The sequence below is a fragment of the Nocardioides pacificus genome (assembly GCF_054775955.1).
This window is the reverse complement of sequence record NZ_BAAHCI010000005.1, coordinates 970,139-983,260: the sequence shown is the minus strand read 5'-3', so window position 1 is coordinate 983,260 and position 13,122 is coordinate 970,139. Positions and strand designations below refer to the sequence as shown.

Annotated in this window: 11 protein-coding genes and 1 riboswitch; of the genes, 2 read left to right on the top strand and 9 right to left on the bottom strand. The window is 71.6% G+C overall.

What is annotated here, in order from left to right:
- Positions 1 to 56 precede the first annotated feature (56 nt).
- The 9 genes from ACYU7L_RS07285 to ACYU7L_RS07245 all read right to left on the bottom strand — a co-directional run bounded on the left by ACYU7L_RS07285 (position 57) and on the right by ACYU7L_RS07245 (position 10,549).
- On the bottom strand, positions 57 to 1,400 hold the full coding sequence (locus ACYU7L_RS07285) for a C40 family peptidase (RefSeq protein WP_460794673.1): 1,344 nt from the start codon (positions 1,398 to 1,400) through the stop codon (positions 57 to 59).
- Between the two features lie 265 nt (positions 1,401 to 1,665).
- Positions 1,666 to 2,739 (bottom strand): phosphatase PAP2 family protein, encoded by a 1,074-nt coding sequence (locus ACYU7L_RS07280; protein ID WP_460794672.1) that lies wholly within the window; start codon positions 2,737 to 2,739, stop codon positions 1,666 to 1,668.
- Between the two features lie 33 nt (positions 2,740 to 2,772).
- A complete protein-coding gene (locus tag ACYU7L_RS07275; protein WP_460794671.1) occupies positions 2,773 to 3,810 on the bottom strand; it encodes an ABC transporter ATP-binding protein in 1,038 nt (345 codons plus the stop codon).
- A gap of 1 nt (position 3,811) precedes the next feature.
- Positions 3,812 to 5,455: an ABC transporter permease gene (locus ACYU7L_RS07270; protein WP_460794670.1), complete on the bottom strand. Its 1,644-nt coding sequence runs from the start codon at positions 5,453 to 5,455 to the stop codon at positions 3,812 to 3,814.
- Between the two features lie 11 nt (positions 5,456 to 5,466).
- Positions 5,467 to 6,519: a thiamine ABC transporter substrate-binding protein gene (locus ACYU7L_RS07265; protein WP_460794669.1), complete on the bottom strand. Its 1,053-nt coding sequence runs from the start codon at positions 6,517 to 6,519 to the stop codon at positions 5,467 to 5,469.
- A 54-nt stretch (positions 6,520 to 6,573) separates the two neighbouring features.
- A riboswitch (TPP riboswitch) is annotated at positions 6,574 to 6,682 on the bottom strand.
- Between the two features lie 26 nt (positions 6,683 to 6,708).
- Positions 6,709 to 7,614, bottom strand: coding sequence for an RNA polymerase sigma-70 factor (locus tag ACYU7L_RS07260; RefSeq protein WP_460796605.1), 906 nt, complete (start codon positions 7,612 to 7,614; stop codon positions 6,709 to 6,711).
- A 2-nt stretch (positions 7,615 to 7,616) separates the two neighbouring features.
- On the bottom strand, positions 7,617 to 8,198 hold the full coding sequence (locus ACYU7L_RS07255; RefSeq protein WP_460794668.1) for a carboxymuconolactone decarboxylase family protein: 582 nt from the start codon (positions 8,196 to 8,198) through the stop codon (positions 7,617 to 7,619).
- An 87-nt stretch (positions 8,199 to 8,285) separates the two neighbouring features.
- Positions 8,286 to 9,776, bottom strand: coding sequence for a glycerol kinase GlpK (gene glpK, locus ACYU7L_RS07250; protein ID WP_460794667.1), 1,491 nt, complete (start codon positions 9,774 to 9,776; stop codon positions 8,286 to 8,288).
- 11 nt (positions 9,777 to 9,787) lie between these two features.
- A complete protein-coding gene (locus ACYU7L_RS07245) occupies positions 9,788 to 10,549 on the bottom strand; it encodes an IclR family transcriptional regulator (protein ID WP_460794666.1) in 762 nt (253 codons plus the stop codon).
- A 132-nt stretch (positions 10,550 to 10,681) separates the two neighbouring features.
- Here ACYU7L_RS07245 and ACYU7L_RS07240 point away from each other — a divergent pair, with 132 nt between their 5' ends.
- On the top strand, positions 10,682 to 11,512 hold the full coding sequence (locus tag ACYU7L_RS07240) for an MIP/aquaporin family protein (protein WP_460794665.1): 831 nt from the start codon (positions 10,682 to 10,684) through the stop codon (positions 11,510 to 11,512).
- A gap of 51 nt (positions 11,513 to 11,563) precedes the next feature.
- A complete protein-coding gene (glpK, locus tag ACYU7L_RS07235; RefSeq protein WP_460794664.1) occupies positions 11,564 to 13,081 on the top strand; it encodes a glycerol kinase GlpK in 1,518 nt (505 codons plus the stop codon).
- Positions 13,082 to 13,122: the final 41 nt, after the last annotated feature.

Below are 13,122 nucleotides of genomic sequence, written 5' to 3'. Positions count from 1 at the left end.
AATCACGTGGGTCTCGACTCGCTCGCTGGCGCTCGCGGCTCGACCGACGAGGGCCGTCAGGGGCGGGCGTGGAAGTTGGGCGGGATCCAGTAGTGGATCGACTCCTGCACCACCGGGCGTCCGGCACGCGGAGCGTGGATGATCTGGCCGCCCCCGACGTAGAGCGCCACGTGGTAGATCGAGGACGACCTGCTGGAAGAGCCCCAGAAGACGAGGTCGCCGGCCTGGAGGTCGGCGGCACCGATCGGCGTCGACTGCTCGTACTGGGCGACCGAGTAGTGCGGCAGCGAGAGGCCGCCCGCCGCCCACGCGCGCATCGTCAGCCCCGAGCAGTCCCAGGAGCTCGGACCGGCGGCGCCCCAGCGGTAGGGCTCACCGAGCTGCGCCCGGGCGAAGCTGATGGCCGCGGCGGCTCCCCGAGCGGGTGCCGGCGCGCTGGGCGCAGGTGTTTCGGCCGGCTCCGGCTCCGGCGCCTGCGCCTGCGCCGGGACCTCGGTGGCAGGCTCATCGGACGCCGGACTCTCGGGCGCAGGACTCTGGGGGGCCGGACTCTGGGGTGCGGGAGCCTCAGCTTCCGGCGCGGGAGTCTCAGCCTCCGGTGCAGGCGCGGCCGCCGCGGCAGCCGCCGACGCCTGCTCCAGCGCGGCCTGCTCGAGCGCCGCCTGCCGCTCGGCGGCCAGCTCGACGCTGATGTCCTGGAGCTCCGCGAGCTCGGCGATGAGCAGGTCCTTCTCGGCCGCGACGTCCTGGGCGTCGGTGGCGGCGGACGCAGCGGCCGCCCGGGCGTCGTCGCGCGCCGTACGCGCCTCGTCGACCAGGTCCTCGGCCTCCTCGCGCGCCTCGACGGCGGACGTCTCCGCAAGGTCGGCCAGCGTCGCGGTGGCCCGGAAGCGGTCGTAGCCCTGGTCGAGCGCCGTCTCGGCGTGGCGCATCGTGGTGGTCTGCTCGACCACGGTCGCGATGCCGTCCGCATCGGCGATTGCCCCGAGCGCCGTCAGCTCCGGCGCCATCCGGTACGTCGTGGCGAGGGCGCTGCCATAGCTCTCCTGCTGGCGCGACACCGCCAGATCCGCGCTCGTCGCACGTCGTTCCGCAGCACGGGCCTCCGTGCGGGCGCGCTGGGCCTTCCAGCGAGCGCCGTTCCACGCCTCGGCGGCCTTCGCCGCGGCGATGGCCGAGCGCTCCAGGCGCTGGTTGGCGACGACGAGCTCGGCACGCACGACCGCGACGTCACGGGCCTTGTCCTGGGCGGCGCCCCGGGCCTCGGTGACGTCGCGCGCGCTGGGTGCGTCGTCCTCGGCGGCGGTGGCCACCCCGCCGCCGACCAGGCTGAGCGCGAGCCCCACCGCGGCGAGCCGACGCACCGATCCCGCCAGGAGTCCGCGATGACCTGCTCGCACGGGGCGCCCTCTTCCGTCGTCGGCTCCGCCGACCGAACGCTCGGACCGCGGTCGTGCCTCGGGCGACTTCCCCATCGCCCGAGGCACAACAGGCACGCTAGTGCTCATTCGTCACAAGGGAAACATTTTCGCCAGAATTTCTGTCCCGCATCGGCGTGTCGCCTTGACGAACTACATCGATGTTATTCGTGACGGAACTGTGCGCAACGCCCCCGGGCCCCACTCACAGGTGTGAGTGGGGCCCGGGTGAGCAGGGTGGAGCCGGTCAGCGCGCGGTGTCGGCCGGCAGCTCGACCGGCACGGCCGAGGAGTCCGTCGTGGGATGGGCCGCCAGGCCCTTGCGATCGAATTTCTGCCCGGTCGCGATGCCGCCGATGTAGAAGGAGATGAGCGCGATGGCGATGCCGGCGATGTCGTCGGCGACGTAGTGCCAGCCGAAGTAGAGGGTGGCGATCACGGTCAGACCGAAGTTGATCCACAGCACCCAGTGCACGATGCGGTTGCGCATCGTGTACTGCGCCATCAGCGCGACGAGCAGGGTGATGGCGACGTGCAGGCTCGCGAAGCCCGCGACCGACTGCACGGCCCCCTGGAGATCTCGATGCAGCACGCCGGCTCGTCCGTAGAACAGGGAGTCCATCAACGACGTCGTGCCCGTGTAGGCGAGGTCCTGGTAGAGCCAGGGGTAGCGGAAGCCGGGGCCGAGGGTGGGCAGCGCGTAGTAGGAAGCGGTGCCCAACGTCCAGGCGAGCACCTGAGCGGTGCAGAACCAGTAGCCGAACGAGATGTTGCGCGACCACACCACCCAGATGGTCACCATGATCGGGACCAGCGGCAGGAAGACCAGGTAGATCACCGACAGCACGTGGCTGACCCAGTCGAAGCCGATCAGGCTGTGCAGCACGACCGCGGGCTCGTGGCCGAAGAACAGCGCCTGGTCGATCAGGTGCAGCTCGCGGTCGAACTTGTAGTCGAGGCCGAGCACGTCGGGCAGGAACGACTTGAGGTTGCGGTAGCAGACGTAGGTCCCGTAGAAGCAGATGATCCCGAGCACCACCAGCGTGAGCCGCTCACGGGTCCAGTGCTCCTTCACCCGGGCCCGGGCGATGGGCAGCATTTTCTTCGGGTGCATCCGCGAGCCCCACAGCATCCGCGGCAGGACGTCGGCCAGGAACGCCGCTCCGACCAGCAGCGGCCCGCGCGCCCAGGCGGGGCCGAGGAACCCTTCGGGGTCGACGACTCTCCGGTCGAGACTCGCCGCGGCGATGAGGGCGAGGACCGCCATCATCACCGTGACCCCGATCAGCAGCACGTACGCCCGTCGATACACGGGCGTCATTCTAGGGATGCGGGCCGCCAACGCCATTTCGGGTCAGCCGAGTCCGTCGATGACGGCCACCCGGGCAGGGTCCAGGCGCAGCCGAACGGACGCACCCGGCACCGGTGCCGCCACTCCCCGGGCGCCGGTCGCAGCGACGGCATCGACCACCCCGATCCCCGCTGCGTCGACCATGAGTCGGGCCTGCTCGGGGGTGGCATGCAGCGAGACCACCGTCCCCTCCAACGGACCCGACTCGTCGACGACGAACGCCGAGCGGCGTACGGCGACCCGCGGGTGCGCCCCGAATCCAGCCCCGACTCCGGCCCCGGCTCCAGCCCCCGCCAGCTCCAGCACGCACGCAGCCGCCGCCCCGTCCAGCACCCGGGCGTATCCCAGGAACAGCGCCGTCTCCGCGTCCGCCGGACCGGCCCACACATCGGCGACCGGGCCCTCCTGCACCAGCCGTCCACCACGCATCACCGCGATCCGGTCGGCGACAGCCCAGGCCTCGTCCTGGTCGTGGGTGACCATCAGGGCCGTGGTGCCGGCCGTGTGCAGGATCTCGCGCAGCTCACCGGCCAGGCGGCGGCGCAGCTCGGCGTCGAGGGCGGAGAGTGGCTCGTCGAGCAGCAGCAGCCGGGGCTCGACGGCCAGCGCCCGCGCCAGCGCCACCCGCTGGCGCTCCCCACCCGAGAGCGTGCGCGGCAGCCGCTCGCCGTACCCCGCGAGCCCGACCAGCTCGAGCAGCTCGTCGACCCGCGCCCGGATCCGCGGCTTGGCCGTCCGGCGCAGTCGCAGCGGGTAGCCGACGTTGCCCGCGACGCTCAGGTGTCCGAAGAGCTGACCGTCCTGGAACATCAGCGCGAAGCCACGGCGGTGCGGCGGGGTGCCGGCCAGGTCCTCGCCGTCGAAGGCGACCGATCCCGCGCTGACCGGCTCCAGCCCCGCGATGGCGCGCAGCAGGGTCGACTTGCCACACCCCGACGGCCCGAGCACGGCGAGCACCTCGCCGTCGGGCAGCGCGAGCGAGACGTCCTCGACGGCCAGGAGGTCGTCGTAGCGGACGCTCACGTGCTGGAGGCTCAACATCTCAGAATGCTCCCACCGAGGGCACCCGCAGCCGCTCGACGGCCAGCATCACCGCGGTGGTGACCGCCGCCAGCACGACGGCGGCGGCCAGCGCCATCTCGTGGTTGGCCTCCCCGGGACGCCCGATCAGCCGGAAGATCACGATGGGCACCGTCGGATGGTCCTCGCGAGCCAGGAACGAGGTCGCCCCGAACTCCCCCAGCGAGACCGCGAACGCGAAGCCGGCCGCGGCCAGCAGCGGCTTCCACACCACCGGCAGGTCGACGGTGAGCATCGCTCGCCACGGGGAGGCGCCGAGCGTGGCGGCGGCCTGGCGCTGACGGTCGTCGACGCCGGCGAGCACCGGGGCGAGGATGCGGACGACGAGGGGCAACGCCACCAGAGCCTGGGCGATCGGCACCAGCAGCGCGGTGTCACGCAGGTCGAGCGGCGGCCGGTCCAGCGTGATCAGGAAGCCGAAGCCCAGCGTCACCGCCGAGACCCCCAACGGCAGCATGAAGAACCCGTCGAGCACACCGCGCAGCCGCCGCTCCGCCGTGGAGTGCGAGCGGCGTGTCACGATCACCGCGACGGCCAGCCCGAGCAGCAACGCCATCCAGGTCGCGTCGACCGCCGTGCGCACCGAGTTGGCCAGCGCCTCGGTGACCGGTACGACGAGCGACTCCGCGCCGACGCTCCCCGGCTCGGCGTTCAGGGCGCGATAGTGGGCGAGGCCCCAGCCGTCGCCGACCCGCAGCGAGCCGCCGACCATCGTGGCCAGGGGGAGCGCGACCAGCACGACCGGGAGCGCGGTGGCCAGCACGAGCGGGAGGTCGGCACGGCTCAGCCGCCGGAGTCTCGCCTGGACTCGCTGGACCGTGGGATCCGGGGTCGCCCGCAGACGCTGGGTGAGCAGCAGCAGACCCGCCACCACCGCGAGCTGGACGACCGAGAGTGCGGCCGCCCCCTGCAGATCCAGCAGGTTCGTGGTCAGCAGGTAGATCTCGGTCTCGACCGTGGCGTAGCGCAGTCCGCCGAGGGTCAGCACCACCCCGAAGGACGTGGCGCAGAAGAGGAAAACCACGCTCGCCGCCGACACGATCGCCGGCCGCAGCGCCGGCAGCGTGACCGTGCGCAGGACCTGGGCGGGCGACGCCCCCAGCAGTGCCGCCGCCTCGCCGGGGCGGGGATCGAGTGACTCCCAGGCCCCGCCGACCGTGCGCACGACGACGCTGAGGTTGAAGAAGACCAGCGCCGCGACGATCGCCACCGGGGTCCCGTCCAGCCCCAGGAAGCCCAACGTGCCTCCCTCGCTCAGCAGTTGCCGGAAGGCGACCCCGACGACCACGGTGGGCAGCACGAACGGCACGAGCAGCGCGGCGCGCAGCACCTTGCGACCCGGGAACTCACGCCGGTGCAGCAGGTAGGCCGCGGGCAGGCCGAGCAGCACCGCGAGCACGGTGCCCGCCGCCGACGACCAGAGCGTGAACGCCAGCACGCGCAGCACCCGCGGGCGCCCCAGCACCGCGGCCACCCCGCCCGGGTCGAAGGACCCGTCGGGCCAGAAGCCACGGGCGACCATGCCGGAGACGGGCAGCACGAAGAAGACGACCAGCACCAGCACCGGGCCGGTCGCCAGCGCGACCAGGCCGACCACCCTCCTCATCGCGGTGCCGGTCAGCGGGTGGTGACCTCGGTCCAGGTCTCGAGCCAGTCGTCGCGGTTGGCGGCTATCTCGGCCGGGTCCACGCCCGCGGGGTCCTCGGGCTGCACGGCGTGCTCGGCCCAGGCGGCCGGCAGCTCGACGTCGTCGCGGACGGGGAAGACGTACATGCTCTCCGGCAGCGCCGCCTGCACGTCCTCGGAGAGCAGGAACTCGACGAGCTCCGCCGCGCCCTCGGGGTTCTTCGCGCCCGCGAGCACGCCGGCGTACTCCACCTGGCGGAAGCAGGTGTCGAGCAGCGCGGCCGTCGTGGACGCCCCGCCCTCCTCCGCGACCGTGAAGGCCGGCGAGGAGTCGTAGGACACCACGATCGGGCGCTTGCCGCTCTCGCCGCCCTGGGTGAAGTCGACGTAGTAGGCGTCCGACCAGTCCGAGGTGAGCTTGGCGCCGTTGTCCATCAGGTCGGCCCAGTAGTCGGGCCACTGCTCGCCGTACTCCGCGACCGTGCTGAGCAGGAACGCCATGCCCGGGGTGCTCGTCGCGGCACCGGGCACCACGAACAGGTCGCGGTAGGCCGGGTCGGTGAGGTCGTCGAGGGTCGCCGGCGGATCGAGCTCGCGCTCGGCGAACCACGTGGTGTCGACGTTGACGCAGACGTGGCTGACGTCGATCGGGGCCAGCGCCGGATCGCCGGGCAGCGCGTACTGCTCCGACCCGGCGGGCAGCTCGACGTCCAGCGGGGAGAAGACCCCCTCTTCGAGCGCCCGCGAGGCGAACGTGTTGTCGACGCCGAAGGCCGCGTCGCCGGTCGGCGAGTCCTTGGTGAGGACCAGCTTGTTGGTGAGCGTGCCGCCGCCCCCGGTGGCACGCACGGTCAGTGTGTGCCCGGTCTCCTCCTCGAACCGCGCGACGAGGGCGTCGGACATCGCGAAGTCGCCGTGGGTGACCAGCACGACCTCGCCGCCGCCGCTGCCCGCGCCCACGGACGCCTCAGTGTCGTCGTCACCGCCGGTCAACGAGCACCCGGCGAGCAGGCTGCCGGAGAGGAGCAGCGCACCCCCAGTCATGAGACTCCTGGTGAGGCTGGTGGTGAGGCCCGTGGCCGGTCGTCGGCGCGCGCGGATGCTGCTCATCGGACTCCCTTCGCCGGTGTTAACCGGAGCAGGTTCGGAGGGTCTGCGGCTGTTCCGCACTCTCAGCACGCGTGAGCGTGCTCCCCTGTCATCGACTGCCCAGCCTACGCCCCGGCACGCCGGCTAACGCTCCAGTGCCACCTCGCGGTCCACCCCGGCCAGCTTCTCCGGATTGCGCACGAGGTAGAGACCGGTCACCAGCTCGCCCTCGACGAGCATCGAGGCCACCAAGGTCACCCGGCCCTGCTCCACGACCCGCAGCGCCGGGGCGCCGTTGGAGAGACACACGTCGACCACGACGTCCTCGCCCGCGAGGCCGCTGGCGGCGATCCCGGCCAGGAAGCGCAGCACCTTGTCGCGGCCCGTGATCGGGCGCAACGCCGCGCTGACCAGCCCGCCCCCGTCGCTGAGCAGCACGACCTCGGGAGCCAGCACGTCCATCAGCCCCTGGATGTCCCCGGTCGACGCCGCCGTCAGGAAGCGCGCGACCACAGCGTCGCGTCGGGTCGGGTCCACCCGCTCGCGCGGACGCCGGGACTCCACGTGCGAGCGCGCCCGGTGCGCGATCTGACGCACCGCGGCCGGAGACCGGTCCACGGCGGCCGCGATCTCGTCGTACCCCAGGGCGAAGACCTCGCGCAGCACGAACACGGCCCGCTCCACCGGCCCCAGCGTCTCCAGCACGAGCAGCATCGCCGTCGAGACGCTGTCGGCGAGCTCGACGTCGTCGGCGACGTCGGGCGCGGTCAGCAGGGGCTCGGGCAGCCACGGCCCGACGTAGGCCTCCCGGCGACGCTGCAGGGTGCGCAGCCGGTTGAGCGCGAGCCGCGTGGCGATCCGCACCAAATAGGCGCGCGGCTCACGGACCTCGGCCCGGTCGACCCCATCCCGATCCACCGCGGCCCAGCGCAGCCAGGTCTCCTGCAGCACGTCCTCGGCGTCGGCGGCCGAGCCGAGCATCTCGTAGGCGACGGTGAAGAGCAGGTTGCGGTGGCTGACGAACTCGTCTGTCGGGCTCACACCCGCCATCATCACGCGTGCCCCGCGTCCGCGGGCACGAGCGGCAGATCGCAGACGTCGGAGAAGCCCTGGCTGCTCAGGCCCATCGCGGCGTTGAAGCGCGAGCGCTGGTTCTCGACCGCCACCATCAGCGTCAGCTCGACGACCGCCTCCGTGCCGAGCCGCTCCCGCAGCGTGGCGACCATCTCGTCGGTGACCGTGGGCGGGGTCAGCGTCATCGCCTCGGCGTAGGCCATCACGTCGCGCTCGAGCTCGGTGAAGACCTGCGACTCGCGCCAGCGGGGCACCTCGCGGACCTTCGCCTCGTCGAGTCCCTCGTCGTGCGCGAGGTAGTAGCCGAAGTCCAGGCACCACGAGCAGCCGATGGCAGCCGCCGACGCCATCACCGCGTAGGACTTCAGCTGCGGGTCCAGCCGATCGAGCCGGGCCACCTTGGACTCCAGCGCCATCACCGCGCGCAGCGCCGGGCGGTGGTGCCACAGCACCAGGACGTTGTCGAGCACCTTGCCCCACGTGCGGCGGGAGTAGGCACTGACGATCCGGCCGAAGGGGCCGGAGAGGGGCGCCGGCGGGATGCGGAAGCTGCTGGTCATCGGGTGCTCCTGGGACTCACCCGGCCCCGGGTGGGCCGGTCCTGCACGTGAGACACCGCCCGCCCCCGATCTGTGACAGGTCCGATCTCAGGGGTGCTGCACCCAGTCGAAGCTCTTGGCGACCGCCCGCTCCCAGTTCTCCCACTCGCTGCTTCGACGGTCCGCGTCCATGCTCGGCTCCCACAGCGCGGCGCGGCGCCAGTTGCGGCGCAGGCCCTGCAGGTCGCTCCAGTAGCCGACGGCCAGCCCAGCGGCGTACGCCGCCCCCAGCGACACCGACTCCGAGACCAGCGGCCGCTCGACCGGCACGTCGAGCACGTCGGCGATGATCTGCATGAGCAGGTGGTTGGCGGTCATGCCGCCGTCGACCTTGAGCCGACGCAGCTCGATGCCGGAGTCGGCGTTCATCGCCTCGACGACCTCGCGGGTCTGCCAGGCCGTGGCCTCCAGGACCGCGCGGGCCAGGTGCCCCTTGGTGACGTACGACGTGAGGCCGACGATCACGCCGCGGGCGTCGGGCTGCCAGCGGGGTGCGTAGAGGCCGGAGAACGCCGGCACGATGTAGCAGCCGCCGTTGTCCTCGACCCTGCGGGCGACGGTCTCGATCTCGGGAGCGGTCTTGATCATCTCCAGCCCGTCGCGGAACCACTGGACCAGGGACCCGGTCATCGCGATGGACCCCTCGGTCGCATAGACGGGGGCCTCCCCCTCCAGGGAGTAGGCCACCGTGGGCAGCAGACCGTGGGTGGACTCCACGATCGTGGAACCGGTGTTCAGCAGCGCGAAGGCGCCGGTGCCGTAGGTGCACTTGGCCTCGCCCTCGTCGAAGCAGGCCTGACCGAAGAGCGCCGCCTGCTGGTCCCCGAGCGCGCCCCCGATGGGGACGCCGTCGGCCACGCCACGGCAGGTGCCGTAGACCTGGGCGTTGGGCCGGATCTCGGGCATCATCTCGAGGGGGATGTCGAGCTTGTCCAGCAGCCGCTGGTCCCACTCGAGGGTGCGGATGTCCATCAGCATCGTGCGGCTCGCGTTGGTCACGTCGGTGACGTGCACACCCCCGTCGGGGCCGCCCGTGAGGTTCCAGATCAGCCAGCTCTCCATCGTCCCGAAGAGCACGTCACCGGTCCGCGCCCGCTCCTGCAGGCCGCGCACGCGGTCCAGCATCCACCGCAGTCGCGGCGCGGCGAAGTAGCCGGTCGGACTCAGGCCGGAGACCTGCTGGAAGAGGCCGTCGGCGTCGTCGCGGGCCAGGTCGGCCGCCAGGTCCGCCGCCCGGGTGTCCTGCCAGGTGATGGCACGGCCCGCCGGACGACCGGTGTGCCGGTCCCACACGACAGTGGTCTCCCGCTGGTTGGTGATGCCGATCGCCGCCACGTCGGAGGCGGCGAGGCCCGCGAGCCTCAGCGCCTCGGGCACCACCCGCTGGGTGCTGCGCCAGATCTCGGCGGCGTCCTGCTCGACCCAGCCCGGCTCGGGGTAGTGCTGGTGGTGCTCGTGCTGGGCGACCGACACCATCCGTCCCGAGTGGTCGAACAGCAGGCAGCGCGTCGAGGTGGTGCCCTGGTCGATGGCGGCCACCACCCGGGTGCTCAGTGGGTCTCCTCGAGTCGGGCGATGATGGCGGCTGCGGCCTCGGTCGTCTGCTCCAGCACCCGGCGCAGCGGGCGACCGGAGGAGTCGAGGACCCGCTCGGCGGGCCCGACCACCGCGAGCGCTGCGACGCCCAGCCCGGCGCGGTGCCGGATCGGTGCGGCGAACGCGGCGACGCCGGGGCGGTGCTCGCCGTTCTCCGTCGCGGACCCGTGCAGACGCACCCGGGAGACGCGCTCCGCGAGCTGGTCGTGCTCGGTCACGGTGGAGGAGGTGTAGCGGGTCAGGGTGAGCGAACGGAGCGCCGGAGCGGACGCGACGCAGGCCAGCAGCACGTGTCCCAGCGCCGTGGCGTGCAGCGGATGCCGCTCCCCGACGCGCAGCCGCTGATGGCTGTCGTCGGGCCGGAACACGTGGTGCACGATCTCGGCCGTGCCCTCCACGGGCATCGCGATCTGGACCTCCAGGCCGGTGCGGGCAGCCAGCGTGTCGGCCCAGTTCATCGACCTGGACCGCAGCTCGTTGGCGTCGATCGCCCCCTGACCCAGCCGGGCCAGGCCGGCCCCGAGTCGGTAGCGGCCGGTCCGGGTGTCCTGGTCGACGAAGCCCACGTCGCACAGCGTGCGGACGATGCCGTGCACCGTCGGCTTGGGGAGCCCCAGGGCGTCGGTCAGCTCGGAGAGCGCGAGCGGCGTGTGCGCCGCTCCGAGCAGCTGCAGCACCGCTGCGGCACGCTCGATCGACTGGATGGGGCCTGACACCCGATCGACTGTAGGGCACCTGACCGTCCGGCGAGAGAACGTTCGCCATTGTCGACCGGGCGTCGTTGACCGCAGTCCTTGACAGCCCGACTGTGAGTGGGCAGGCCCCGGACCAATCAGAGGGAGCACCAGATGAAGCAGAAGAACCCACTCATCGGCGAGCTATGCGCCGAGTTCGCCGGCACGATGATCCTCATCCTCTTCGGAGTGGGCGTCGTCGCGCAGGTCGTCACCGCAGAGGGTGGCGGTCTCGGCGACCACGACTCCATAGCCTGGGCATGGGGCCTGGGCGTCACCCTCGGCGTCTACGTCTCGGCACGGATCTCCGGGGCCCACCTCAACCCGGCCGTCACCCTCGCGCTCGCCGCGTTCCAGGGGTTCTCGTGGCGCAAGGTGCTCCCCTACTCCCTCGCGCAGACCGCCGGCGCGTTCGTCGCGGCGCTGATCGTCCGGGTGGGCTACGCCGACCTGATCGCCTCGGTCGACCCTGGCCACACCATCAAGACCCAGGGCATCTTCTCGACGCTGCCCGGCAACGGCAACGACATCGTCTCCATCCCCACCGCGTTCTTCGACCAGGTGGTCGGCACCGCGATCCTGGTGTTCGTGATCTTCGCGCTGAGCCACGCCTGGAACAACCCGCCCATGGCCAACATCGGCCCGGTCGTCGTCGGCCTGCTCGTCGTCGCCATCGGGATGGCCTGGGGCGCGAACGCCGGCTATGCGATCAACCCGGCACGTGACCTCGGCCCGCGTCTGGCCAGCCTGATCACCGGCTACGGCGGGGCCCTGAACGATCAAAACGGAGACCTCTACTTCTGGCTGCCGATCGTGGCCCCGCTCCTCGGTGGGCTCGTCGGCGGTGGGCTGTTCAAGCTGCTCATCGGCAACCACCTGACTCCCCTCGAGGAGGAGGAGGGCATCGAGGAGGAGATCGTCGGCGAGGCTGTGCCGAACGCCTGATCAACACCCATCGAGCATCCATCCCCGTTCATCAGCTAAAAGGAGAACGTCATGGCCGAGTACGTCGGATCCGTTGACCAAGGCACGACCAGCACCCGCTTCATGATCTTCGACCACTCCGGCAACGAGGTGGCCCGCCACCAGCTGGAGCACGACCAGATCATGCCGAAGGCCGGCTGGGTCGAGCACGACCCGGTGGAGATCTGGGAGCGCACCAGCTCGGTGATCCAGACCGGCATGGGCAAGGCGGGGCTGAACCCCGAGGACCTCGTCGCCCTGGGCATCACCAACCAGCGCGAGACCACCGTCGTGTGGAACAAGAAGACGGGTCGCCCCTACTACAACGCGATCGTGTGGCAGGACACCCGCACCGACCGGATCGCCAGCAAGCTCGAGCGTGACGGTCACGGCGACCTGATCCGCAAGCGCGCCGGCCTGCCGCCCGCGACGTACTTCTCCGGCGGCAAGATCCAGTGGATCCTCGAGAACGTCGAGGGGGTCCGCGAGGCGGCCGAGGCCGGCGACGCGCTGTTCGGCAACACCGACTGCTGGCTGGTGTGGAACCTCACCGGCGGCACCGACGGCGGCGTGCACGTCACCGAGCCGACCAACGCCAGCCGCACGATGCTGATGGACCTCGAGACGCTGCAGTGGGACGACGAGCTGCTGGCGCTCTTCGACATCCCGCGCGCGATGCTGCCCGAGATCCGCTCCTCGAGTGAGCCCGGCGGCTACGGCGTGACCCGCAAGAACGGCCCGATGCGTGGCGAGGTGCCGATCACCGGCATCCTCGGCGACCAGCAGGCGGCGACGGTCGGTCAGGTCTGCTTCGCTCCCGGCGAGGCCAAGAACACCTACGGCACCGGCAACTTCATGCTCCTCAACACCGGCACCGAGCTGGTCCGGTCGAAGGCCGGGCTGCTGACCACGGTCTGCTACAAGTTCGGCGAGGACGCTCCCGTCTATGCGCTCGAGGGCTCGATCGCCGTGACCGGCTCGGCCGTGCAGTGGCTGCGCGACCAGCTGGGCATCATCAGCGGTGCCGCGCAGAGCGAGTCGCTGGCCCGGCAGGTCGAGGACAACGGCGGGGTCTACTTCGTGCCGGCCTTCTCCGGCCTCTTCGCGCCGTACTGGCGCTCGGACGCCCGCGGCGCGATCGTCGGGCTCTCGCGCTTCAACACCAACGCGCACCTGGCGCGGGCCACCCTGGAGTCGATCTGCTACCAGAGCCGCGACGTGGCGGAGGCGATGGAGAAGGACTCGGGCGTCAAGCTCGAGGTGCTCAAGGTCGACGGCGGCGTGACCGCCAACGAGCTGTGCATGCAGATCCAGGCCGACATCCTCGGCGTCGAGGTCAGCCGGCCCGTCGTGGCCGAGACCACGGCCCTGGGCGCGGCGTACGCCGCCGGCCTCGCGGTGGGCTTCTGGAAGAACACCGACGAGCTCCGCGAGAACTGGAACGAGGCGCGCAGGTGGTCGCCCGAGTGGAGCGAGGAGCAGCGCGAGTCCGGCTACGCCCAGTGGCACAAGGCCGTCCAGCGCACGCTCGACTGGGTGGACGTGGACTAGCAGCCACGCAGCACCTGCACCCCTATTGGCCGGACATGGGG

What these genes read in the sequence shown, in the direction of transcription:
- glpK (WP_460794664.1), top strand. Translation starts at nt 11,564, where the DNA reads ATGGCCGAGTACGTCGGATCCGTTGACCAAGGCACGACCAGCACCCGC.
- ACYU7L_RS07255 (WP_460794668.1), bottom strand. Translation starts at nt 8,198, where the DNA reads ATGACCAGCAGCTTCCGCATCCCGCCGGCGCCCCTCTCCGGCCCCTTC.
- ACYU7L_RS07275 (WP_460794671.1), bottom strand. Translation starts at nt 3,810, where the DNA reads ATGTTGAGCCTCCAGCACGTGAGCGTCCGCTACGACGACCTCCTGGCC.
- ACYU7L_RS07270 (WP_460794670.1), bottom strand. Translation starts at nt 5,455, where the DNA reads ATGAGGAGGGTGGTCGGCCTGGTCGCGCTGGCGACCGGCCCGGTGCTG.
- ACYU7L_RS07265 (WP_460794669.1), bottom strand. Translation starts at nt 6,519, where the DNA reads ATGACTGGGGGTGCGCTGCTCCTCTCCGGCAGCCTGCTCGCCGGGTGC.
- ACYU7L_RS07260 (WP_460796605.1), bottom strand. Translation starts at nt 7,614, where the DNA reads ATGGCGGGTGTGAGCCCGACAGACGAGTTCGTCAGCCACCGCAACCTG.
- ACYU7L_RS07240 (WP_460794665.1), top strand. Translation starts at nt 10,682, where the DNA reads ATGAAGCAGAAGAACCCACTCATCGGCGAGCTATGCGCCGAGTTCGCC.
- ACYU7L_RS07280 (WP_460794672.1), bottom strand. Translation starts at nt 2,739, where the DNA reads ATGACGCCCGTGTATCGACGGGCGTACGTGCTGCTGATCGGGGTCACG.